This window comes from Janthinobacterium woesei, assembly GCF_051380875.1.
GTDB lineage: Bacteria > Pseudomonadota > Gammaproteobacteria > Burkholderiales > Burkholderiaceae_D > Janthinobacterium.
Map to the genome: position 1 here is coordinate 28,996 of NZ_JBNYXW010000013.1, position 21,061 is coordinate 50,056.

At 64.9% G+C, this 21,061-nt stretch carries 22 protein-coding genes and 1 pseudogene; 15 read left to right on the forward strand and 8 right to left on the reverse strand.

Annotated features, from left to right (window positions below; translation table 11 throughout):
* Positions 1–31: 31 nt before the first annotated feature.
* Positions 32–1,228 (reverse strand): YbfB/YjiJ family MFS transporter, encoded by a 1,197-nt coding sequence (locus tag ACQ4W6_RS16310; RefSeq protein ID WP_436568213.1) that lies wholly within the window; start codon positions 1,226–1,228, stop codon positions 32–34.
* Positions 1,229–1,584: 356 nt separating this feature from the next.
* On the opposite strand from ACQ4W6_RS16310, the gene ACQ4W6_RS16315 reads away from it, so the two are divergent.
* Together ACQ4W6_RS16315 and ACQ4W6_RS16320 are read left to right on the forward strand one after the other, a co-directional pair.
* Complete coding sequence (locus tag ACQ4W6_RS16315) at positions 1,585–2,247, forward strand: response regulator transcription factor (RefSeq protein WP_436568214.1); 663 nt, start codon at positions 1,585–1,587, stop codon at positions 2,245–2,247.
* The gene (locus ACQ4W6_RS16320; protein ID WP_436568215.1) at positions 2,244–3,566 is read left to right on the forward strand and encodes an ATP-binding protein; all 1,323 of its coding nucleotides are present in this window, start codon (positions 2,244–2,246) and stop codon (positions 3,564–3,566) included. The genes ACQ4W6_RS16315 and ACQ4W6_RS16320 overlap by 4 nt, the downstream gene beginning before the upstream one ends.
* A 62-nt stretch (positions 3,567–3,628) precedes the next feature.
* Here the strand turns inward: ACQ4W6_RS16320 and ACQ4W6_RS16325 are convergent, their stop codons facing one another.
* Entirely contained in the window at positions 3,629–4,267 is a 639-nt protein-coding gene (locus ACQ4W6_RS16325) for an NAD(P)H-dependent oxidoreductase (protein WP_436568216.1), read from the reverse strand.
* Between the two features lie 252 nt (positions 4,268–4,519).
* On the opposite strand from ACQ4W6_RS16325, the gene ACQ4W6_RS16330 reads away from it, so the two are divergent.
* The 7 genes and pseudogenes from ACQ4W6_RS16330 (at position 4,520) to ACQ4W6_RS16360 (ending at position 11,115) form a co-directional block, all read left to right on the forward strand.
* The gene (locus tag ACQ4W6_RS16330; protein WP_436568217.1) at positions 4,520–6,196 is read left to right on the forward strand and encodes a DUF4394 domain-containing protein; all 1,677 of its coding nucleotides are present in this window, start codon (positions 4,520–4,522) and stop codon (positions 6,194–6,196) included.
* Positions 6,197–6,316: 120 nt separating this feature from the next.
* Positions 6,317–7,596 (forward strand): annotated as a pseudogene (locus ACQ4W6_RS16335) (arsenic transporter).
* A gap of 68 nt (positions 7,597–7,664) precedes the next feature.
* Positions 7,665–8,249 (forward strand): TetR/AcrR family transcriptional regulator, encoded by a 585-nt coding sequence (locus ACQ4W6_RS16340; protein ID WP_436568218.1) that lies wholly within the window; start codon positions 7,665–7,667, stop codon positions 8,247–8,249.
* Between the two features lie 81 nt (positions 8,250–8,330).
* The gene (locus tag ACQ4W6_RS16345; RefSeq protein ID WP_436568219.1) at positions 8,331–9,452 is read left to right on the forward strand and encodes an alkene reductase; all 1,122 of its coding nucleotides are present in this window, start codon (positions 8,331–8,333) and stop codon (positions 9,450–9,452) included.
* Positions 9,448–9,783, forward strand: a complete 336-nt coding sequence (locus tag ACQ4W6_RS16350; protein ID WP_436568336.1) for a nuclear transport factor 2 family protein — start codon at positions 9,448–9,450, stop codon at positions 9,781–9,783. The genes ACQ4W6_RS16345 and ACQ4W6_RS16350 overlap by 5 nt, the downstream gene beginning before the upstream one ends.
* A gap of 68 nt (positions 9,784–9,851) precedes the next feature.
* Positions 9,852–10,481, forward strand: a complete 630-nt coding sequence (locus ACQ4W6_RS16355; protein WP_436568220.1) for a Rossmann-fold NAD(P)-binding domain-containing protein — start codon at positions 9,852–9,854, stop codon at positions 10,479–10,481.
* A 58-nt stretch (positions 10,482–10,539) separates the two neighbouring features.
* Positions 10,540–11,115 carry a flavin reductase family protein gene (locus ACQ4W6_RS16360; protein ID WP_436568221.1) on the forward strand — a complete coding sequence of 192 codons (576 nt, stop codon included), beginning with the start codon at positions 10,540–10,542 and terminating at the stop codon, positions 11,113–11,115.
* On the opposite strand, the gene ACQ4W6_RS16365 is transcribed toward ACQ4W6_RS16360, so the two are convergent.
* From ACQ4W6_RS16365 to ACQ4W6_RS16375, 3 genes are all read right to left on the reverse strand, one after another.
* Positions 11,116–12,033: a DUF2145 domain-containing protein gene (locus ACQ4W6_RS16365; protein WP_436568222.1), complete on the reverse strand. Its 918-nt coding sequence runs from the start codon at positions 12,031–12,033 to the stop codon at positions 11,116–11,118.
* Positions 12,034–12,041: 8 nt separating this feature from the next.
* Positions 12,042–12,473 carry a hypothetical protein gene (locus ACQ4W6_RS16370; protein WP_436568337.1) on the reverse strand — a complete coding sequence of 144 codons (432 nt, stop codon included), beginning with the start codon at positions 12,471–12,473 and terminating at the stop codon, positions 12,042–12,044.
* Between the two features lie 146 nt (positions 12,474–12,619).
* Entirely contained in the window at positions 12,620–13,453 is an 834-nt protein-coding gene (locus ACQ4W6_RS16375) for an HDOD domain-containing protein (RefSeq protein WP_436568223.1), read from the reverse strand.
* A gap of 196 nt (positions 13,454–13,649) precedes the next feature.
* On the opposite strand from ACQ4W6_RS16375, the gene ACQ4W6_RS16380 reads away from it, so the two are divergent.
* Complete coding sequence (locus ACQ4W6_RS16380; protein WP_436568338.1) at positions 13,650–14,654, forward strand: aldo/keto reductase; 1,005 nt, start codon at positions 13,650–13,652, stop codon at positions 14,652–14,654.
* A gap of 24 nt (positions 14,655–14,678) precedes the next feature.
* On the opposite strand, the gene ACQ4W6_RS16385 is transcribed toward ACQ4W6_RS16380, so the two are convergent.
* On the reverse strand, positions 14,679–15,572 hold the full coding sequence (locus ACQ4W6_RS16385; protein WP_436568224.1) for a LysR family transcriptional regulator: 894 nt from the start codon (positions 15,570–15,572) through the stop codon (positions 14,679–14,681).
* Positions 15,573–15,667: 95 nt separating this feature from the next.
* On the opposite strand from ACQ4W6_RS16385, the gene ACQ4W6_RS16390 reads away from it, so the two are divergent.
* From ACQ4W6_RS16390 to ACQ4W6_RS16400, 3 genes are read left to right on the forward strand one after another with little or no spacing between them, the layout of a single operon-like run.
* A complete protein-coding gene (locus ACQ4W6_RS16390; RefSeq protein ID WP_436568225.1) occupies positions 15,668–16,333 on the forward strand; it encodes an RraA family protein in 666 nt (221 codons plus the stop codon).
* A 35-nt stretch (positions 16,334–16,368) separates the two neighbouring features.
* The gene (locus ACQ4W6_RS16395; RefSeq protein ID WP_436568226.1) at positions 16,369–17,016 is read left to right on the forward strand and encodes a 4-carboxy-4-hydroxy-2-oxoadipate aldolase/oxaloacetate decarboxylase; all 648 of its coding nucleotides are present in this window, start codon (positions 16,369–16,371) and stop codon (positions 17,014–17,016) included.
* A gap of 36 nt (positions 17,017–17,052) precedes the next feature.
* Entirely contained in the window at positions 17,053–18,420 is a 1,368-nt protein-coding gene (locus ACQ4W6_RS16400) for an MFS transporter (protein ID WP_436568227.1), read from the forward strand.
* A gap of 29 nt (positions 18,421–18,449) precedes the next feature.
* Here ACQ4W6_RS16400 and ACQ4W6_RS16405 read toward each other — a convergent pair whose 3' ends face one another.
* The gene (locus ACQ4W6_RS16405) at positions 18,450–19,547 is read right to left on the reverse strand and encodes an acyl-CoA dehydrogenase family protein (RefSeq protein ID WP_436568228.1); all 1,098 of its coding nucleotides are present in this window, start codon (positions 19,545–19,547) and stop codon (positions 18,450–18,452) included.
* A 318-nt stretch (positions 19,548–19,865) separates the two neighbouring features.
* Between ACQ4W6_RS16405 and ACQ4W6_RS16410 the strand changes: the two genes are divergently transcribed.
* Positions 19,866–20,246, forward strand: coding sequence for a PaaI family thioesterase (locus tag ACQ4W6_RS16410; RefSeq protein ID WP_436568229.1), 381 nt, complete (start codon positions 19,866–19,868; stop codon positions 20,244–20,246).
* Positions 20,247–20,268: 22 nt separating this feature from the next.
* On the opposite strand, the gene gstA is transcribed toward ACQ4W6_RS16410, so the two are convergent.
* Positions 20,269–20,883 (reverse strand): glutathione transferase GstA, encoded by a 615-nt coding sequence (gstA, locus tag ACQ4W6_RS16415; protein ID WP_436568230.1) that lies wholly within the window; start codon positions 20,881–20,883, stop codon positions 20,269–20,271.
* Here gstA and ACQ4W6_RS16420 point away from each other — a divergent pair.
* A complete protein-coding gene (locus ACQ4W6_RS16420) occupies positions 20,882–21,034 on the forward strand; it encodes a hypothetical protein (protein ID WP_436568231.1) in 153 nt (50 codons plus the stop codon). The two genes, gstA and ACQ4W6_RS16420, sit on opposite strands and share 2 nt — an antisense overlap.
* The last annotated feature ends 27 nt before the right edge of the window (positions 21,035–21,061 follow it).

The following is a 21,061-nucleotide window of genomic DNA, read 5'->3' on the forward strand; positions in this document are numbered from 1 at the left end:
GCTGTCGCTGGAGCGCATAAACAGGCAATACCTAAGGCGGGCTCAGCGCCTTTTGCCGCGCTGCCAGCGCCGCGCCGATGAACAAGGCGATGGCCGAGGCGATCAAGCCGCGTTCCAGGCCTGACGGGCCATCGGCGATCCAGCCGACGACGATGGGGCCGACGATCTGGCCCAGCGCAAACACCGTCGTGTAGGCGCTGATGCCGGCGGTCCAGGATTCTTGTGGCAAATTATGCCGCACCAGGGCCGTGGTCGATGCCACCACCGACAGGAACACGGCGCCGAAGACGAGGCCGGAAATGAACACCACGGGTACATAACTGGTCAGCGCGGGCAGGATTGTCACCACGCCCAGCACGGCGCTCAGGATCGCCAGCGACTCGCCCCCCTTGTAGCGGTCCAGCATGCGCGCCCAGATGCGCGACGATGCCACCACCGCCAGGCCCAGCAAGGTGTAGAACACGGTGATCCGATGGGCAGCCATGCCTTGCTGCTTGAGCAGGGCGATGACGAACGTCATGTAGCCGATATAGCCGACGCCGAACATGAAATAGCCGGCCAGGCTGGGGGTGAAAGGGCGCCAGGCGAAGCGTTGCAGCGTGCCCAGGGCGCGCGGCGCTTCGCCGATGGCCCTGGCCGGCAAGGCCATGATGGCAGTGGCGCACAGGCAGGCGATGCCCAGCGCCAGCCATGGCCATTGCCACGCATGCGCGGCGCCGTGTTGCAAGGCGCTGGCCAATGCGGCCGGCACCAGCAGGGCTGACAGCGCGATGCCGAATCCCGTGCCGCCGTAATACAGGCCGATATAGAAGCCGGCGCGCTGGCTGTGCATGGAGCCGAGCCGCGCCGCCAGCACGCCGCCGGCGATGAAAATGAAGGCGCTGGCCACGCCCGCGCACACGCGTTGCAGGAACAGGGCGCTGGTGTCGCTGACCAGGCCCGACAGCAGCATGAAGATGCTGGCCAGCACGGAACCGGTGAGCAGCAAGCGCCACACGCCCAGGCGGCGCATCAGGGCCGGCGTGGCCAGGGCGCCCAGAAAGTAGCCCAGCGCATTGAAGGTGTTCATCGCCCCTGCCAGCAGGTAGGACCAGCCGAGATCGGCACGCATGGGCGGCAGCAGCAAGCCATAGGAAAAGCGCGACAGGCCCAGCGCGACGGCGGCGCCCAGCGAGAGCGCCAGCGCTGTGGCCAGCGGATGGGTCGGAGAATGATCGTGTGTCGGCATGGCCTTGGGACCCGTCAATATGAAAGCGTGCAGTGAAATCGAAGCCGAGGTGCGGCACCTCGGCAGGCAGGGTCTGTGGGTGGCAGTGCTATACGACGGTCACCGCACACATTTCACGATCAAGTTAATGAATATCAATTTAGAAGTCAAGTAGTCGCTGGCCGCGCGCCGACATGCCCTGTCAGGGTGCCTCGCAGAAATTGATCATGCGCTCTCAGTATCGATTTGTGCGGGCACTGCCCATGGATGTCACGCATTGAGGGAACTGTGGCGGCTGTTGCCGTGCCGTGGGCGCAAGCAGGGCGATGCCTGCTCAAGGTAAAATGTGGGTATTTTCAAGACCTTGAGAGGACTGCGTGCGCGTGTTGCTGGTGGAAGACGATCCAATGATCGGGGAAAGCATTGTCGATGGCCTGCGCGCCGAGGCCTATGCGGCGGACTGGGTGCGCGACGGCAAGGACGCCGAGCTGGCGCTGGCCGGCTTCGCCTATGACCTGATGCTGCTCGACCTGGGCTTGCCGGGCAAGGAGGGCATGGAGGTGCTGCGTGCCATGCGTGCGCGCGGCGGCGACTTGCCCGTACTGATCATCACGGCGCGCGATGGCACGCGGGCCCGCGTGGAAGGGCTCGACAGCGGCGCCGACGATTACCTGGTCAAGCCGTTCGACCTCGACGAGTTGCTGGCGCGCATACGCGCGCTGCTGCGGCGCCGTGCCAGCCGTTCGCGCTCCGTCATCGAGCATGGCGCGCTGACGCTGGACCTGGCCAGCCATGACGTCACCTTCGAAGGCGCGCAGATCAAACTGCCGCCGCGCGAGTTTTCCGTGCTGCGCGCCTTGCTCGACCATCCGGGCAAGGTGGTATCGAAGCGCCAGTTGGGCGAAAAGCTGTATGGCTGGGACAGCGAAGTGGAAAGTAATACCGTCGACGTGTATGTGTACCAATTGCGCAAGAAATTCGGCGCGCAGTGCATCCAGACCGTGCGCGGCGTGGGCTACAAGATGCGGGCGGCGCCATGATGAGCATCCGCCGCCAGTTGCTGCTCGGTTTGCTGGCCGCCACCTTGCTGTGCGTGCTGGGCGCGGGCATTTCGCTGTTTCGCTCGCTGCTGGAAGAAACCAACGAACTTGCTGATTTGCAACTGCGCCAGCTGGCCGTGGCCTTGCCCGAGGAATTTGAGCCGCAGACGGGCTTGCCCACGGCGCAGGACCCGGAAGAAGCGTTCGTGCTGCAAGCCTGGGACGAGGATGGCCAGGCATTGCCAGTATTGCAAAATCAGCCGCAACTGCCGCGCTACGCGCTGAGCGGTTTTGCCGATGTCATGGTGCACGGCGAGCAATGGCGGCTGTACGGCGAGACGCGGCGCGGGCGCTACGTGCAGGTGGCGCAGGCGCAGGCCGTGCGCGACCAGCTGGCATGGCAAATGACCATGCGCGCCGGCGCACCGCTGCTGGTGTTTGCGCTGATCCTGGCGTTGCTGATCGTTGCCGTGGTGGCGCGCGCGCTGGCGCCACTGCACCGGCTGGCCGCATCGGTGGCGGGCCGTTCGCCGGATGCGCTGATGCCGCTGGCGGCCGATAGCATGCCGCCCGAGCTGCGCCCCGTGGTGCTGGCGCTGAATGGCTTGATGCAGCAATTCGAGACGGCGCTGGCGGCGCAGCGCACCTTTGTCGCCGATGCCGCGCACGAGCTGCGTTCGCCGCTGACGGCGCTGAAACTGCAGTTGCAGGTAGCTGAGCGGGCCGGCAGCGAGGACGAACGCCGCGCCGCGCTGGCCAAGCTGCACGGTCGGCTCGACCGCAGCACGCACCTGGTGCGCCAATTGCTCAGTTTGGCGCGCCACGAGACGGCGCTGACGGCCAGCCAGCTGCAAACGGTGGATCTGGGACAGTTGCTGGAAGCGGCCGTGGCCGACCACAGCGCGCTGGCTGACAGCCGCGCTATCGACCTGGGCGTACTGGAACCGGTCGGCGCCGGGGCGCCCGCGCCCGTGCTGGTCAGGGCTGATCCCGATGGCTTGCAGGTCTTGCTGAATAATCTGATCGACAATGCCCTGCGCTACACCCAGCAGGGCGGCAGGGTGGACTTGCAGACGGCGCTGGAAGACGGCAGGCCCTTGCTGCGCGTATCCGACAACGGCCCCGGCGTGCCGCGGCAGCACCATGCGCGCCTGTTCGACCGCTTCTTCCGTCCTGACGGCAACGACGCCTGGGGCTGCGGCCTGGGCCTGTCCATCGTGCGCCATATTGCCGAACATCACCAGGCCGATATCGCGCTGGCCGATGGCGAAGCGGGGCGGGGCCTCTGCGTGACGGTGCGCTTTCCGCTGCCAGCCTGAATGCAAAAAAGCGGATGCTGTCGCCAGCATCCGCTTTTTGCAAGGTACAAGATGCGAGGAGCTTACGCCAGCTCGGTGATGAACTGCTCGCGCGCAGGACGCACTTTTTTCAGGTCCACCAGCCAGTCGCCTTCCTCGGCGCGATAGCCGAGTGGCAACATGACGACGGAACGCAGGCCACGTTCGCGCAGGTTCAGGATTTCATCGACCTTGGCAGGGTCAAAACCTTCCATCGGCGTCGAATCGACTTTTTCTTGCGCTGCGGCAATCAGGGCCGTGCCCACGCCGATATACGCCTGGCGCGCCGCGTGCTGGTAGTTGGTTTCGGCATCGCGCTGTGGATACGTGGCCAGGATTTGCTGGCGGTACGCTTCCCAGCCTTCGTTCTTGAAGCCGCGCACGGTGTTGACCAGGTCAAACATATGGTTGATGCGTTCAACCGTATAGTTGTCCCAGGCGGCAAACACCAGCAAATGCGAGGCGTCCGTCACTTGCGACTGGTTCCACGCGTGCGGCTTGATCTGCTCGCGCAGGGCCGGATTCGTCACCACGAACACTTCATAGGGATGCAGCCCGCTGGAGCTGGCCGTCAGGCGCACCGCTTCCAGGATGCGCTCGACCTTGTCTTGCGGCACCACTTTCGTTGGGTCCATTTTCTTGGTGGCGTAGCGCCATTGCAGTGTTTCGAGCAAATCGGACATGGGATATCTCTTTCTTTGTGAATAGTTCAGATTGAAATGATAGCGGATTTAGTTATTTCAAGTGGGCATCGCAAAAGAGCGTTGCATCGCTGGAGACACAGTTGCCATCGGCGCTCTCTGTTATGAACAGGGCCAGAAATTTTTTTGTGCGCCGCTGCATCCAAACGCGGGCATGGCGGGTAGTACAGGGGTGCGCTCCCTGCCGAGGCGGAATGGGCGACACGTCCACTCACTCTTACAGGGGCCACGATCATGCCAACATTGTCACTCTTGCCATCCTTGCCATCCTTGCCATCCTTGCCATTTGCCAGGCTACTGCTCGTTTCCGCCGTCGCCATGACCTTGTCCGCCTGCGGGGGCGGCGACAGCCACGACGATGTTGTCGTCACGCCACCGCCGCCAGCGGTGGCTGCAGGCGATGTCTTCGTGCTGACGGTCAGCAACAAGCTGCTTTCTTTTGACCGCGCCACGCCGGCCACCATCCGCACCACGGCCACCGTGACGGGCTTGCAGGCCGGCGAAAACCTGCTGGGCATCGATTTCCGGCCCGCCGATGGACAGCTGTATGGCGTCGGCAGCACGGGGCGCATCTACACATTGAATGGCAGCACCGGCGCCGCCACGCTGAAAGCGAGCCTGGCGGCCGACGCCGCCGACACCACGGCGCCCTACACGGCGTTGGCCGGTACCGAGTTCGGCGTCGATTTCAACCCTGTCGCCGACCGCCTGCGCATCGTCAGCAACACGGGGCAAAGCCTGCGCATCAATGTCGATACGGGCGCCACCACCACGGATGGCAATATCAATGGCGGCGCGGCCAATACCGCCATCACGGCGGCGGCCTACAGCAACAGCTTTGCCGGCACGGCCAGCACCACCTTGTTCGTCATCGACGCGGCCAACGCCACCCTGTACACGCAAAATCCGCCAAACAACGGTACCCTGGCCAGCGCCGTGCCGCTGGGCCTGGCGGCGACTGGCGTGGCCGGCTTTGACATCGACGCGCGCAGCAACACGGGCTACGCCATCATGACGGTGGCCGGCGTGCGCAATCTGTACACCCTGAACCTGGCCGCAGCCACCGCGCCGGCAACCCTGGTAGCGGCCATCGGCGTGACGGAAGAGCTGCGCGGCATCGCCCTGACAACACCAGCGGCGCCCATTGCCTATGGCTTGACGGACGACAGCCGCATCGTCACCTTCAAGACGGCCACGCCGAATACGTTTGACGCCAACGTGGCCGTCACGGGCCTGGCGGCGGGCGAACGCCTGCTGGGCTTTGATATCCGTCCCAAGGATGGCTTGCTGTACGGCATTTCCTCGGCGGGGCGCATCGTCACCATCGAGCCGGCCACGGGCGCCGTTACTGTGAAGGCGACCCTGGCGGCCGATGCGGCCGACGCCACTGCGCCGTACACGGCCATTGCAGGCACGGCCTTCGGCGTGGATTTCAACCCCGTCGCCGACCGTCTGCGCGTGATCGGCAACACAGGCCAAAGCCTGCGCATCAATGTCGACACGGGCGCCACCACCACCGATGGCGCCATCAACCGCACGGGCGCGGCGCCTGTCGTCACGGCCGCCGCCTACACGAATAGTTATGCGGGCACGACGGCGACCATGCTGCTCGATATCGACACGGCCAGCGCCTCGCTTGCCTTGCAAAATCCGCCCAACGACGGCACGCTTGTCAATATAGGCCTGCTGGGCCTCACTGTGGCTGGCGACGTGGGCTTCGACATCGCGGGCGGTGCCAACGGCCTGGCGTTGGCGGCCCTGCGCACCTCGGCTACGGGGCCCAGTTCCCTGTACCGCATCGACCTGGCGACGGGCGCGGCGGTGCTGAGCGGCGGCGCGGCCACGCCGGCTGCGTCTGCCATCGGCAATGGCGCGGTGGGACTGGTCGATATCGCGATCGCGCTGAAATAAGGGAAATTCGCCGCAGCTTTGCATTCATTCAATAATTCCAGTATTATGGAATTATTGTTGACATTCACAGGCTGCGGCGCATGGTGCCGGCGACGCCGCATCGCACGGGACACTCACCGCATGCTCATCGCTTTTCTGATCTTCCTGGCCACCTTGATCCTGGCCATCTGGCAGCCGCGCGGCCTGGGCATCGGCTGGAGCACCGTCATCGGCGCCGGCGTGGCGCTGCTCGCTGGCGTGATTCACTGGGCCGACATTCCCGTCGTCTGGCACATCGTCTGGAACGCCACCGGCACCTTTATCGCGGTGATCATCATCAGCCTGCTGCTGGACGCGGCCGGCTTCTTCGAGTGGGCCGCGCTGCACGTGGCGCGCTGGGGCGGCAGCAGCGGACGCAAGCTGTTCGTGCTGCTGGTCTTGCTCGGTGCGGCGGTGTCCGCCATTTTCGCCAATGACGGCGCCGCGCTGATTCTCACGCCCATCGTCATCGCCATGCTGCGCGAGCTGAAGTTTTCCGCCGAGGCTACCCTGGCCTTCGTCATGGCGGCCGGTTTCATTGCCGACACGGCCAGCCTGCCGCTGGTGGTGTCGAACCTGGTCAATATCGTCTCGGCCGATTATTTTAACATTGGCTTTGCCGAGTACGCCGCCGTGATGGTGCCCGTGAATGGCGTCGCCGTGCTGGCCACCCTGGGCGCCTTGCTGCTCTTTTTCGGCAAGGATATCCCACTTGACTATGCTGTGGCGCAACTCAAGCGCCCCGGCGCCGCCATCTGCGACCGGGCCACCTTCCGCGCCGGCTGGCTGGTGCTGGCGCTGCTGCTGGTGGGATTTTTCTCGCAAGAAAGCCTGGGCGTGCCCATCAGCCTGATCGCCGCCGTGGGCGCCGCGCTGCTGCTGGCGGTGGCCGCCAAGGGCCATGTGATTTCCACGCGGCACGTGATCCGCCATGCGCCCTGGCATATCGTCGTCTTTTCGCTGGACATGTACCTGGTCGTGTATGGCTTGCGCAATGCGGGCTTGACGGGCTACCGACGGGCATGCTGAACCATTTTGCCCAGTACGGCGTGTGGGGCGCGGCCATGGGCACGGGCGTGCTGACGGCATTGTTGTCGTCCGTCATGAACAACCTGCCGACGGTGCTGGTGGGTGCGCTGGCGATCGACCCGACCACGGCGCAGGGGGCCGTGCGCGAGGCGATGATCTACGCGAACGTCATCGGCAGCGACCTGGGGCCAACGATCACGCCCATCGGCAGCCTGGCCACCTTGCTGTGGCTGCATGTGCTCGACAGCAAGAACATCCACATTTCCTGGGGCTATTATTTCCGCGTCGGCATCGTGCTGGCCGTGCCCGTGCTGCTGCTAACGCTGGCGGCATTGGCGCTGCGCCTGGGGTAAGAGAAGAGGGATGAGGGCGCTTTTTACTCAGTTAGACGACCGGTCAGATTTTTTGCTATACTGGCCGCATGAGCAAAAAATCTTCCGCTGACATGCGCCAGCACCTGATCGACATCGCCAAGTCACTGATGGCCCAGAAAGGCTATACGGCCGTGGGCCTGGCAGAACTCGTGGCGGCCGCCGGCGTACCCAAGGGTTCCTTTTACTATTACTTCAAGTCGAAGGAAGAGTTTGGCCAAGCCTTGCTCGTTGACTATTTCAGCACGTATCTGCAAACGGTCGACGCCTTGCTGGCCGGGCCGGGTAGGGCGCGCGAGCGCTTGCTGGCGTATTGCCGGTACTGGGCGCAGTCGCAGACGTCTGCCACCCCCGAAGGCAAGTGCCTGGTGGTCAAGCTGGGTGCGGAAGTGTGCGACCTGTCGGTGGACATGGGCGCCGTGCTGCAGCAAGGTACGGGCGCCGTGCTCGAACGCCTGACGCAATGCGTGGAGGCGGGGCACCTCGACGGTTCCCTGGCGGCGACGATGCCGGCCCGCGTGCTGGCCGAGTCCCTCTACCAGCTGTGGCTGGGAGCTTCCCTGCTGACAAAAGTAGCCAGGAGCGGCGCGCCGTTCGAGACGGCCATGCTGGCCACGCAACGGTTGCTGGTGTAGGCATTTTTTTAATCAGAAACTAGACGACCGGTCGGCTTATAAAAGACCGGTCAACTATCACCTACCATGAAAAGGAATACGATGACCGAGCATCACACCAGCGATTTATTCGCACCTGTCAAGTTGGGTGCGTTGGCATTGGCCAACCGCATCGTCATGGCTCCGCTCACGCGCAGCCGCATGGGCGACGATGGTGTACCGCATGCCTTGCATGCACAGTATTACGCCCAGCGCGCCAGTGCCGGCCTGATCATCAGCGAGGCGACGAATATTTCGCCACAGGGGCGCGGTTATGCCCTGACGCCTGGCATCTGGACAGACGCGCAGGTGGCTGGCTGGAAACTGGTGACCGATGCCGTGCATGCGGCGGGCGGCAAGATCGTTTGCCAGCTATGGCACGTGGGGCGTTTTTCGCATGCCAGCCTGCAGCCCGATGGCGCGGCGCCCGTGGCCCCTTCAGCCATCCAGGCCGAAGGCAGCACGTATACCGAGAGCGGCATGCAGCCCGTGTCCATGCCGCGCGCACTGGAAACGCAGGAAATCGCCGGCATCGTCGCGCAGTACGTGCATGCCGCCGAATCCGCGCTGCGTGCCGGTTTCGACGGCGTCGAAGTGCATTCGGCCAATAGCTATCTGCTCGACCAGTTCCTGCGCGATTCGACCAACCGGCGCACGGATGCGTATGGCGGCTGCATAGAGAACCGTGCGCGGCTGACACTGGAAGTGACCGAAGCCGTAGTCAACGTGTGGGGCGCGACCAGGGTTGGCATCCGCCTCTCGCCCGTGACGCCCGACGCGGGCAATACGCCTGTCGACAGCAACGTGCTGGCCACCTACGGCTACCTGATCGAACAGTTGAACCGCTACGGGCTGGCCTATCTGCACTTTGTCGAAGGCGCCACGGCCACGTCGCGCGATGTGCCCGATGGTGTCGACCTCGACGCGCTGCGCGCCCGTTTCGATGGCCCTTACATCGGCAACAACCATTACGACTTGCCTCTGGCACTGGCGCGCCGCGCCGCAGGCAAGGTCGATGCGGTGGCTTTCGGCCGTCCCTTCATCGCCAACCCGGACCTGGTGGCGCGGCTGCGCCATGGCGCCGCGCTGGCCATTGCGCCACGCGAAGCGTATTACGGTGGCGGCGCCGCCGGCTATACCGACTGGCCCACGGCCACATTTTTGAATCCCATCCCCTCTAATTAAACAGGACTACCAGGCCATCGTCGCGGTGCTGAATAAATACAATGCGGGCGGCGCGCAGGCCGACAGCCGCATCATGCGCCCGGCCTTCAGCGAGCAGGCGAATATTTTCGACGTCGATGGCGAAGGCAGGCTTACGGGCGGGCCTATCGAAGGCCTGTTCGAGGTCATTGACAGCGCCTTCCAGCCATCGCCACAGGCGCAGGCCGCCATCGTGCGCGTCGATACGGACGATATCTCGGCTTTCCGCTTCACCGACCTTTTCAACTTGCTCAAGGTGCAGGGCGAATGGCTCGTCGTCAGCAAGATCTATCACACCCACGCGGGCGCCTGAGCACACGTACGCGTAGGTGGACGCCAGATGCTGTATCGTGTGGCGTCCAATGCCTGCCGGGAGAGTGAATGCAATTGATACTGATTGGGGCCACTGGCCTCGTCGGCAGCCACGTGCTGCAACTGGCGCTGGCCGATGCGCGTGTCACGGGCGTCGTGGCGTCGGTGCGGCGGCCATTGCCAGTACATGCCAAGCTGCAATCGCCCATCGTTGATTTTGATCAACTGCCGCCGGACGCGCCCTGGTGGCAGGCAGATGCCGTCATTTGTACCCTGGGCACGACCATGAAAGTGGCTGGCACGCGGCAAGTGTTCCGGCGCGTCGACCACGACTATCCGCTGGCCGTGGCACGCCTGGCGCTGGCGGCCGGCACGCGCACCTATGCGCTCAATTCCGCTGCCGGGGCGAACCGCGCGTCGCGCTTCTTTTACAACCGCGTCAAGGGCGAGCTGGAACGCGACCTGGAAACATTGGGTTTTGCTTCGCTCACGCATGTGCGCCCGGGCTTGATTGGCGGCGAACGCGAGACGGCGCGCGCGGGCGAGGGCGCCGCACTGCGCGTCTTACGCGTGCTGGGCCCCGTGCTGCCGCGCCGCTGGCGCATCAATCCCGCGCCGCGCATCGCCAGCGCCTTGCTGGAAGCGGCCATTGCCGCTGTGCCGGGCGTGCATGTGGTGATGCCGGAGCAGTTGGCGTGAAGGCAGCGCGTCCCTTTATCGGCCGCTCATTTGGCCGCTCATGTTTTAAGGAAAATCAATGAATCGCCATATCGCCGCGGTGCCGCTGGAAAAAGCCTACCGTCTGCTCAACCACGGCCCCTCGATCCTCGTCTCGGCGCGCCATGGCGGGGTGGATAACGTGATGGCCGCCGCCTGGGCCTGCGCCCTCGATTTTGCGCCGCCGAAGCTGACGGTGGTGCTGGACAAGGCGACGCGCACGCGCGCGCTGGTCGAGGGCAGCGGCAGCTTCGTGATCCAGGTGCCGACGGCGGCGCAGCTGCAGCTGACGCACGCCGTGGGCACGCACAGCCTCGACGCGCAGCCGGACAAGCTGGCGCGTGCGGGTGTGGAACTGTTTCACATGGATAATAACGACTTGCCATTCGTGGCCGGCTGTTCCGCCTGGCTTGCCTGCCGCTTGATTTCCGAGCCGCACAACCAGAGTGCATATGACCTGTTCATCGGTGAAGTGGTGGGCGCCTGGGCCGATACGCGCGTGTTTCGCGACGGGCACTGGCATTTCGAGGATGCCGATCCAGCGTGGCGCAGCCTGCACTACATTGCCGGCGGGCGTTTTTATGCGATCGGCGAGGCGCTCGATGCAAAGACTTGATTAATCGAGCGCAATGATTCTGTCGTTCGCACCCGGCACGCAGCCGTCGGCGATCGGTTGCCAGCCCCGGTGCACCACCACCTGTTTGCCGTCGTGGCAAATTTCCACGCGCTCGCTGGCGGGCAGGCGCTGGCGCGCAAACGCTTCCAGGCTGGCCGGCAAGCTCACTTCCAGCTGCATCGTGCCAATGGCCTCGCGCGGGTGATCGTCCATGTGCACCAGCGGCACGACGATGGAGGCGAGCATCAGCCAGCGCGAACCCACGTCGACGGGAGCGGGCGTGTAGGGCGCGGCGCGCAGCCAGTCCTGGGCGCGGGCGCGCAAGTCGGCGCCATCGGCCAGCTCGCCCCAGGCGGACGCCAGCAATTCCACTACCCACTGGTTACAATTTTGATATTTCAAATTGAATGCATAGGCGTTGGCGCTGTAGCGCCCGGCCAGCAGTTGCTGTACGCGCGCGGGATCGAGCAGGGCGCGGCGCAGGGGCGTCACGGTTTCGGCCGGCAGCTTTACCAGCGCAATGTAGCCGAGCGCAGGGTTTTCCGTCCCCATGGCGAAACCGGCCGTGCCCTGGTCGAAGATGCGCGGACGGCCTTCGTCGCAGGCATAGTACAGCTGGCGCGCGGACCAGGCGCCGTCATCGTGGCGCCAGGCCAGCGCCGCGTGCGAATAGCGGATGCCGAAGCGTGCCAGGTCCAGGCCCGAGCGGCTGATCAGCGCCACGCTGCCTTCGGTGGCGGCCAGTTCCTCGCGCACCACGGCGGCAAAGCGCAATAATCGGTCTTGTTCGGTGGCAGTCAGTTCCTGCGCGCGGTCGCAAAAGCGCGCGGAGGCTGTGGAACCGCCCGCATGGGCGGCGCCAGCGATGGCCAGTGCGGCGCAGCCGGCAAGCAACTGCGCCAGGCGGCGCAGGGTCAAGCGCACAATCAAAGGCTGACCGGACGCGTAGCCAGTTCGCCGTACCAGTCGTCGGCCAATACCAGGAAGAAGGCGGCGCGCGTATCGTTGCGCGAGAATTCGATGCCATAGGCGCGGTTTTGCGCATGCACCATGTCGCCCTGCGCCAGTTGTTGCTTGTCAAGCGCCACTTGCGGCAAGTCCAGCACCAGCGGCGTTTGCGTGGCATCGGCCTGCATGGTCAGGCGCGTCATGCCGGCGCGGCCCGGCACGGCGGCCACGTCGATGATGCGGTAAGGGCCGTTGGCCACCTTGTTGTCGCGCGAGGAGCTGTTGCTCGATCCATTGAGCGAATCGGAGATGCTGCCGCTCGACTGGGAACCGGCGCTGGAGGCCGAGGAAGCGAAACTGGCGGCGTTGGCGTTGCACGCCACGGTGAGTGCTGCGGCCAGGCCGAGCATGCGTAAGGAGGTAGTCAAGGCAGTTTTCCAGTGGACTGATATTGCAAAAGCAATTACTTATTATTCGGGGGCAAGCCGGGACGATCCCGGCCCGCGCCATCATAGCAGATTGGCCATCAACTAAGCAGCCATCAACTGAGCAGTCATCAGCTAAGCAGTACAGCGACCAGGCCTTTCGCCTCGGCCGAGGGCTGCGTGCGTAGCGCCTGCAGCACGGGATCGCTGTCCAGGTAGGCTTGCAGCGGCGCGCTGACGGTGACGCTTGCCTGCGGCAGGGGCGAAGCCACGGGCGCCAGCGCCTTGGCCAGCAGCAATGTGTCGCGCAAGCCTTCGGGCGGCAGCATGATGGTCGAGCCGGGCAGGGCGACAATTGCGTCGGCCACGGGTTGCGGCACGCCAAGTTGCTGCATCAGCGCGCGGCCGATGACTTCCAGTGCGGGCGCCATCTGCGTTTCCAGCTGGGCGTACAGGCCCGGCGTCTTGTCTGCCTGGGCCAGCAGGTAGAAACCGGCCACCTCATGCACGATGCCCGCGAACAGGGCCGTGTCGGCATCCGTGTGCGTCACGGCGCCGGCGATGGCATGCGCCAGCGCCGCTACGTGCACGGTGTGCGCCCACAGCTGGGTGGCGCGGGCGCGCAAGGCGGCGTCCGTGATGCCCGCGTTCAGCTGGCGGATGACGGCTGCCGTCGCCAGGGAATACAGGTTGCGATGGCCGAGGCGCTCGACGGCCGCGCGCACGCTGGTGATGGCGGGTGCCATGCCGGGCGCGAACAGGGCCGAGTTGGCCAGGGCCACGGCGCGCGCCGACAGCGTCGGTTCGCACAGCAGCAGGCGGCTGATCTCGGCCGAGTGGCAATCGGGATTGGCCAGTTCTTTTTGCAGGAGTAAGGCTGTATTGACGCTGGTGGGAAAGGTCAGTGACTCCGTGTCGGCGCTGGCCAGGAGTTGCGCCAGGCTGCTGAGGGTGTTGACGTGCATGGATAGGGCCGCGAAATAGCAATGTCCAATAATATCAGTCAATTGGCGCTGGCAGGGCGTTCGGCTGCCTTTGCCCGGTCTTTGTCCATGCATGCCATTCATCAGCGTATGCGGCGTACACCCCTGACGCCGGAAGGTTTCTGGAGGTAGCATGATCCGTATCAAATCAACGAGGAAAGAGCACATGCCATCGACCATGCAATACCGTTACCTGGGCCGCAGCGCCCTGCAAGTGTCGCCCATCTGCCTGGGCGCCATGATGTTTGGCGGCGAGGCCGACGCGGCCACGGCGCAGCGCATCATCGCCAGCGCGCAGGCGCAAGGCATCAACTTCATCGACACGGCCGATGTCTACCACGCCGGCCGCTCGGAGGAAATCGTTGGCCAGGCTGTGGCGGGGCAGCGCGACGACTGGGTGCTGGCGAGCAAGTTCGGCTTTCCCACGGGGGCGGGGCCGAACCAGCAGGGCCAGTCGCGCAAATGGATCATGCAGTCGCTCGAAGGCAGTTTGAAGCGCCTGGGCACCGATTACCTCGACATCCTGTATTTCCACCGGGCATTGAGCGGCGTGACTTTGGAGGAGGGTTTGCGCGCCATCGATGACCTGATTCGCCAGGGCAAGCTGCGTTACTACGGCGTATCGAATTTCCACGGCTGGCGCATCGCCGACATCGTGCGCATGGCCGACCAGCTGGGCATGCCGCGCCCCATCGTCAGCGAACCGCTGTACAACATCGCCGACCGCACGGCGGAAGTGGAACAGCTGCCGGCCGCCTTTCACCTGGGCCTGGGCAGCGTGTCCTACAGTCCGCTGGCGCGCGGCGTGCTCAGTGGCAAATATGCGCTCGATGCGCCGCCGCCGGCCGACAGCCGCGCAGGGCGGGGCGACAAGCGCATCGCGCAGACGGAATGGCGGCCCGAATCCTTGCGCATCGCGCAAGCCATTGCCGCTCATGCGGCCGCGCGCGGCACCACCTCGATTGCCTTCGCCCTGGCCTGGGTGCTGAAAAACCAGTACATCAGCGCCACCATCGCCGGTCCGCGCACCGAGGCGCAGTGGGACAGTTACATGCAAGCCCTGCACCTGGAACTGGGAGCAGACGATGAAGCCTTCGTCGATAGCCTGGTGGCGCCGGGGCACGTCTCCACGCATGGCTACACGGACCCTGGCTATCCGGTGCAGGGGCGCAAGACGGCGTAGGCAGGCCGGCGCATTGCGCGCCGCTCAGCGCGACTCGCCGCTGGCCAGGATGTCGAGGAAAGCCGCCACCAGGCGGCTTTTTTCATCGGCCCGCGTGACGGCCACCACCGTCGTGCTGGCGGCGATGTCGTCCACTGGCAGGAACACCACGTCGGTGCGGTTGTTTTCCGCGATCGAGCGCGCCACCAGGGTGGCGCCCAAGCCGGCCGCTACCAGCGACAGCGCCGTGTAGATCTCCACCGCCGAATACGCCACGGCCGGCTCCGCGCCCGCCGCCTTGAGCGCGGCCACGATCTGCAAGCCGAACGGGCTGATCGGGTCTTTCGGGTACAGGATGAAAGGGATGCTGGCCAGGTCGGCGGCGCGCAGCGAGGCCTGGTCCGCCAGCGGGTGGTGCAGCGGCAAGGCCGCTACCAGCGGGTCGTCGATGGTGACGGCGTGGCGCAGGTCGGGTGGCGCCTCGAACGGGCCGATGAAGCGCGACAGGCCGATATCGATACGGCCTTGCCGCAGCTGCGCCGGCTGGTATTCGGACAATGCCTCGACCAGGTCCAGCTGCACTTGCGGGTAGACGGCGCGAAATTGCCGGATGGCCCGTGGCAGGACGGAAAACGTGGCCGAGCGGGTAAACGCAATGCCCAGCCAGCCATGGCTGCCCGTGGCCAGTCCCTTGGCCTCGTCGTCCAGGCGCGCCGCCTGCAGCAGCAATTCCTTGGCGCGCGGATAAAAGAAACGCCCCAGCGGCGTCGCTTCCATGGGACGGCGCGAGCGGTCGAACAGTTCGCCGCCCAGATGCGCTTCCAGTTGCCCCAGCTGCATGCTGATGGCCGTGGGCGCCACGTGCAGGCGCTCGGCCGCATGGGCCGCGCTGCCCGCTTCCACCACTTCGCAAAAGTACCGTAGCTGTCTTAAGTTCATTTTTATTGATCCAAGAGTCAATAATCGATGTTTGATATTGAAATCACTTTATATGAAACTGACCTCCACGACAACAAGATGGATGGAGACGGTTCATGGAAGACACACTATTTGCCCAGGCACGGCGCCTGGGCAGCGCCGAAGTATCGGATGCGCTCGATTATTTTGGCTTGCCCGGCAGCGCGCCCGGCATCGCCCCCGTGGCCGGCCCGCAGCGCCTGTTCGGCCCCGCGTTTACCGTGCGCTTCGCCCCCGTCGATACCGGCGTGCCCGGCACGGTGGGCGATTACCTGGATGACATTGTGCCCGGCGCCGTCGCCGTGCTCGACAATGCTGGCCGCGCCGATTGCACCGTCTGGGGCGGCATCATGAGCCAGCTGGCGGCGCATCGCGGCGTGGCCGGCACGGTCATCCATGGCGCGTGCCGCGATACGGCCGAAGCCGGTCTGGCCGGCTATGCGCTGTTCGCACTGGGGCGTTTCATGCGCACTGGCAAGGACCGGGTGCAGGTCGATGCCGTTGGCGGCGCCGTCAGCATGGCTGGCGTGCGCGTCGCGCCCGGCGATATCGTCGTGGCCGACCAGGATGGCGTGGTCTTCGTGCCAGCTGCCAGGGCGCGCGAGGTCTTCGAGCGTGCACTGGCCATGCAGGCCGTCGAGCGGCGCATCCTTGCCGCCGCGCTCGATGGCATGGCCCTGTCCGAAGCGCGGCGCCAGTTCGGCTACCACACCCTGCAGCGCAAGCCCGCACAGGCTGCCTGAGCACTATTTCCTCTCTCTTTACCAGAAAGCACACCATGGACCAGATTGTATCCACCGAGACCCTGCACGCCCTGCGCCAGCTGGGCGCAGCCACCGTCTACGAAGCGCAAGGCGCCAAAGGCGCACTCGACAGCGGCATCAAGCCGATTTCTCCCGGCATGCGCCTCGCCGGCCCCGCTTTTACCGTCGATACGCGCCCGGCCGACAACCTGATGCTGCACTACGCCATGCTCAAGGCCAGGCCCGGCGACGTGCTGGTGGTCGACGCCAAGGGTTTCCTGGAAGCGGGCGTGTGGGGCGACGTCTTCACCGAGCAGGCGCAGCGGATCGGCCTGGCCGGCCTGGTGATCCACGGCGCCGTGCGCGATGCGGCCGCCATGACCGAGGCTGGCTTTCCCGTGTTCAGCCGCGGCCTGTCGATCAAGGGCACGGGCAAGCACCAGCCGGGCCGCATCAACGTGAGCATCAGCATCGGCGACGTCAGCATCGATCCGGGCGACATCATCGTGGGTGACCAGGATGGCGTGGTGGTGGTGCGCCGCCACGAGGTGGATGAAGTGCTGGCGAAAAGCCGGCAGCGCGAAGAAAAGGAAGCGCATTTCCGCCAGCAGATCCGAAACGGCGCCACGACCGTCGATCTGCTGGGACTGGAAGAGACGCTGCGCCGCCTGCAGCTGGGCTGATACCGCAACACTATTATAAAAACCAGGAGACACCCCATGTATACCACCACCATTGCCGCACCCGGAGTGGGCACCTCGGCCGCGGCGGCACGCCGCCCCACGCGCTACCGCTGGGTCGTCGCGGCGCTGTTTTTCATCGTGTATACGATCGCCGCCGCTGACCGCGCCAACCTGGGCGTGGTCCTGCCCTTCCTGCGCAAGGAATTCGAGATGAGCAATACCGATGCGGGCGGCCTGGTCAGCCTCTTTCTCGTCGCCTATGCCCTGGCGCAACTGCCGTCCGCCTGGCTGTTGTCGAAGTTTGGCGTGCGCAAGGTGTTTACCATTTCCATGATCCTGACCTCGATCGCCACCGGCGTGACGGGACTGGTGGGCTCCTTGCTGTCCTTGAAACTGTGCCGTATCGGCCTGGGGCTGGCCGAAGGACCGTTGCCGATCGGCGTGACCACTACCATCAATCACTGGTTTCCCTCGCGCGAGAAGGGCACGGCATCGGGCCTGTTCCTGTCCGCCGTCAAATTCGGTCCCGTCATTACGCCCATACTGGGGGCCGCCATCATCGCTACCTGGGGCTGGCGCGAAGTGTTCATCTGGTTTTCCGTGCCTGGCGTGGTCTTGGCCATCGTCTGGTATTTTCTGGTCACCAACAAGCCGGACGAGAGCCGCTTCGTCAATGCAGAAGAGTTAGCTTGCATCGAGGAAAAGGCGGCGGACGGCAGCAGCAGCAGCGCCCTGGCGGCCACGTCGCGGCCCATGCCCTGGCTCGACAGGCTGATCCGCGTGCGCACGCTGCCCACCGTGACCAGCAGCGCCGGCGTGTTCAAGTCGTGGAATATCATCGGCTGCGCGCTTGGCTATTGCTGCCAGCTGGGCATCTCCAGCGTGCTGCTGGCCTGGATACCCACGTATCTGCTGACGGTCAAGCAGTTTTCCATCATGAACATGGGCATGGTTGCTGCTGCGCCGTGGGTGGGCGCCGTCTTCGGCAACCTCCTTGGCGGCTTGCTGGCCGACCGCGTGCTCGACAAGCGCAGGAAGCCCGGCATGCTGGTTTCGGCCCTGTCGACGGCTGTCATGATGTATTTGCTAATCCATGCGCCGGCCGATCCGCTGCAATATGGCGCGCTGCTATTTCTGACCGGAGTACTGCTGAGCATAGGTTTTTCTGCCTACATGGTGTATCCCATGCAGTTTGTGTCAAAAGAAAAATTCCCCTTGGCCAATGCCGTCGTCAACATGGGTGGCCAACTGGGCGGCGCGGCCACGCCGTGGATCGTTGGCATGCTGCTCGACCACTACGGCTGGGACTATGTTTTCGCCTTCATGGCCGCCATTTCCTGCCTGACGTTCCTGGTGGTGCTGACGATCGCCGAACCGTTGAACCTGCGCCAGCGCGCCGCCTGAGGCGCACGGCTATGCAACCATTCGCCGCGTCAAGGCAGCAACAGCGCATGCTGGCTGGCCGTATGAAAGTCGCGCCAGACCCGGTTGATGGTGCTGTCTTCGCGCGCCGCGTACAGGCCGCAGTAGGGATACAGCCCATCGACGGCAGCGCGCGAGGCGGCCACCAGGGCCAGCGAACTGGCCTGCACGGCTTGCATTTCCTGTGCGTCCAGAGAGGCACCGCCGGCGACGCGTGCCCAGCTATCGTCCAGTACCGCGTAGAAATGCGCGCGGGCGGCGGCAAACGCCTCCTGCTTGCTGTGCAGAAAGGCGGCCACTTCGGGCACCTCCAGCATGGGCAAGCCGGCGCGGGCGTGTCGGCGGTGGCGCATGCACTCTTCTGCCAGTTGCATGAAGTGGCTGGCCATGCCGGCCACGTTGGCGGCCAATGTCACGTACGCCAGTGAATAGAATGGATAGCGGTACAACGGGCCATCGGCCGTGGCGGCTGCGGGGCTGATCGCAAAGCCGTGCTCTTTTGCCAGCCATTGAGCGTCGATGCGGTAGCTGTGCGAGGCGCTGGCGCGCATGCCCAGGCTGTTCCAGGACGGCACCAGCTGCACCAAGGCGGCCGGCACGAGGAAGGCGCGGATGCGCGGCTTGCCCAGTTCGTCGAGCAGGCTCTGGCCGTTGGCGCGCAGCTGGGCGTTCAGGGTGAAGTGGGTGGCCATCGGCGCGCCGCTGGCGTAGTCCCAGCTGCCCGTGATGCGGTAGCCGTCGCCTTCTGCCTCCGCGTAGCCGGTGGCCGCGCCGCTGCCGCCCAGGCAGGCGTGCGGCGTGCCGATGATGCTGCGCGCCAGTTCCGGCGATAAAAAGCCCGCGAACCAGCCCGCGCCCGCGCACAGGGTCAGCACCCAACCCATGCTGCCGTCGATGCCGGCCACTGCTTCTTCCAGGCGCACCACCTGCGGCAAGGGCAGCTCGGCGCCGCCCGCGCTGCGCGGCGCCAGCATGGTCAGCCAGCCGCGCCGGTGCAGCAGCGCTTGCTGGGCCGGATGCAGGAAGCGGGCAGCATCGGCCGCTGGCGCGTGGCGCGCGATGCGCTGCGCGTCGCGCGCGGCAAGGGTGTCAACGGCAGTGTGCAGCATGGGAAAAATCCGGCAAGGGCGAAGGCGGACATTTTCGCACACAGCGGCGCGCTCTGGGTACCCGGCGCGTTCGCGTATCGCTGGAGCATTGTTGGCGCCGACGAGTTCGGCTATGCGCTGCGGCGCCGGTACTCGTCCGGCGTCTTGCCTGTTACCTTGCGAAACATGGTGGTGAAGGCCGACGAACTGGCACAAGCAGGGTAAAGTGGCGTCTCAGCAGTTTTCCCCTGTCCACTGAGAAAGTATTCCACCATGAGCCGTCTTCCCGATCCGCAATTTGCCGACAGAGTCCGTGCCAGTTTTGATTTGCAGAATGCCATGACGCTCATCAAAGCCAGCCTGCCCGTGGTGGCGCACGGCAGCACGGAAATCCACGTGCCGCACTGGAGCGGCATCGAGCAGCAGCACGGCTTCGTGCATGGCGGCGTGGTGGGCATGATTGCGGACTCGGCCGCCGGTTATGCGGCCATGAGCATGGTGCCTCAGGGCGCGTCCGTGCTGACGGTGGAATACAAGATGAATTTGCTGGCGCCCGCCGATGGCGAGAAGCTGATCGCGCGCGGCAAGGTAGTGCGCCCGGGCCGTACGCTGATCGTTACGCAGGCCGAAGTGGTCGCCGTGCGCGATGGCAAGGAAATCCTGTGCGCGCTGATGCAGCAAACCATCATGGTAATGCACGGCAAGTCGGAAAAAACTTGATCCGTGCAGCGTAGCACAGCTTTTAAGGGGCTTTTGCCAGCCCTTCCGCTGCCAGCGCCGCCTTGACGCTGTCGCGCTGGGCCACTCTTCCCAGGAACGCCTGCACATTTGCCAGGGCGGACAGGTCCAGGCCCACGCGCGGCGCCCAGCCCGTCACGGCGAACAGATAGGCGTCGGCCACCGTGAATGGCTCACCCGTCAGGTAGGCACAGCCTTCCAGGCGGCTATTTACCCATGCATATTTCTTGCCCAGTTGCTGCACATGCAAGGCCTTGGTCGCCGCGTCGAAGCGGGGATCGAACAGGGGGCTGAACGATTTGTGCAGCTCCGAGGTGATGTAATTCTGCCATTCCAGCACCTTGTAGCGGGCAAGGTTGCCCACCGGCGGCAGCAAATCGTGCCTGCCGGCCAGTTCGGCGATGTACTGGGCGATGACGGGGCCTTCGCTCAACGTAGCCCCATCGCCCAGCGCCAGCAGCGGCACCTGGCCTTTTGGGTTGAGTTCGTAGTAATTGCTGCCATCCTGCGTCTGGTGCTGGCCCAGGTCGACCTTCACCAGGGTGAACGGCGCGCCCGTTTCGCGCAGGATGATGTGCGGTGCCAGCGAGCATGCGCCCGGCGAGTAGAAGAGTTTCATGGCAATCCTTGAAACGTGTGGGAAAGATGCCACTATAGTACCGAACAACGCGGCGGTAAACGGGCGTTCGTGCAACGCCTCGGCCGTCGCCAGCTGGCTGGTGTTTGGCGCCCAGCGGATGTGGCGCGCCGTGGAACTGCCCGTGCGTTGATGTCCGGGAAACAGTTGCTGCCTCGGC

What these genes read in the sequence shown, in the direction of transcription:
- ACQ4W6_RS16380 (WP_436568338.1), top strand. Translation starts at nt 13,650, where the DNA reads ATGCAATACCGTTACCTGGGCCGCAGCGCCCTGCAAGTGTCGCCCATC.
- ACQ4W6_RS16385 (WP_436568224.1), bottom strand. Translation starts at nt 15,572, where the DNA reads ATGAACTTAAGACAGCTACGGTACTTTTGCGAAGTGGTGGAAGCGGGC.
- ACQ4W6_RS16325 (WP_436568216.1), bottom strand. Translation starts at nt 4,267, where the DNA reads ATGTCCGATTTGCTCGAAACACTGCAATGGCGCTACGCCACCAAGAAA.
- ACQ4W6_RS16375 (WP_436568223.1), bottom strand. Translation starts at nt 13,453, where the DNA reads ATGCACGTCAACACCCTCAGCAGCCTGGCGCAACTCCTGGCCAGCGCC.
- ACQ4W6_RS16410 (WP_436568229.1), top strand. Translation starts at nt 19,866, where the DNA reads ATGACGCTCATCAAAGCCAGCCTGCCCGTGGTGGCGCACGGCAGCACG.
- ACQ4W6_RS16310 (WP_436568213.1), bottom strand. Translation starts at nt 1,228, where the DNA reads ATGCCGACACACGATCATTCTCCGACCCATCCGCTGGCCACAGCGCTG.
- ACQ4W6_RS16345 (WP_436568219.1), top strand. Translation starts at nt 8,331, where the DNA reads ATGACCGAGCATCACACCAGCGATTTATTCGCACCTGTCAAGTTGGGT.
- ACQ4W6_RS16400 (WP_436568227.1), top strand. Translation starts at nt 17,053, where the DNA reads ATGTATACCACCACCATTGCCGCACCCGGAGTGGGCACCTCGGCCGCG.
- ACQ4W6_RS16420 (WP_436568231.1), top strand. Translation starts at nt 20,882, where the DNA reads ATGGCAATCCTTGAAACGTGTGGGAAAGATGCCACTATAGTACCGAAC.
- ACQ4W6_RS16355 (WP_436568220.1), top strand. Translation starts at nt 9,852, where the DNA reads ATGCAATTGATACTGATTGGGGCCACTGGCCTCGTCGGCAGCCACGTG.
- ACQ4W6_RS16395 (WP_436568226.1), top strand. Translation starts at nt 16,369, where the DNA reads ATGGACCAGATTGTATCCACCGAGACCCTGCACGCCCTGCGCCAGCTG.
- ACQ4W6_RS16390 (WP_436568225.1), top strand. Translation starts at nt 15,668, where the DNA reads ATGGAAGACACACTATTTGCCCAGGCACGGCGCCTGGGCAGCGCCGAA.
- ACQ4W6_RS16360 (WP_436568221.1), top strand. Translation starts at nt 10,540, where the DNA reads ATGAATCGCCATATCGCCGCGGTGCCGCTGGAAAAAGCCTACCGTCTG.
- ACQ4W6_RS16405 (WP_436568228.1), bottom strand. Translation starts at nt 19,547, where the DNA reads ATGCTGCACACTGCCGTTGACACCCTTGCCGCGCGCGACGCGCAGCGC.
- ACQ4W6_RS16370 (WP_436568337.1), bottom strand. Translation starts at nt 12,473, where the DNA reads ATGCTCGGCCTGGCCGCAGCACTCACCGTGGCGTGCAACGCCAACGCC.
- ACQ4W6_RS16340 (WP_436568218.1), top strand. Translation starts at nt 7,665, where the DNA reads ATGAGCAAAAAATCTTCCGCTGACATGCGCCAGCACCTGATCGACATC.
- gstA (WP_436568230.1), bottom strand. Translation starts at nt 20,883, where the DNA reads ATGAAACTCTTCTACTCGCCGGGCGCATGCTCGCTGGCACCGCACATC.
- ACQ4W6_RS16330 (WP_436568217.1), top strand. Translation starts at nt 4,520, where the DNA reads ATGCCAACATTGTCACTCTTGCCATCCTTGCCATCCTTGCCATCCTTG.
- ACQ4W6_RS16320 (WP_436568215.1), top strand. Translation starts at nt 2,244, where the DNA reads ATGATGAGCATCCGCCGCCAGTTGCTGCTCGGTTTGCTGGCCGCCACC.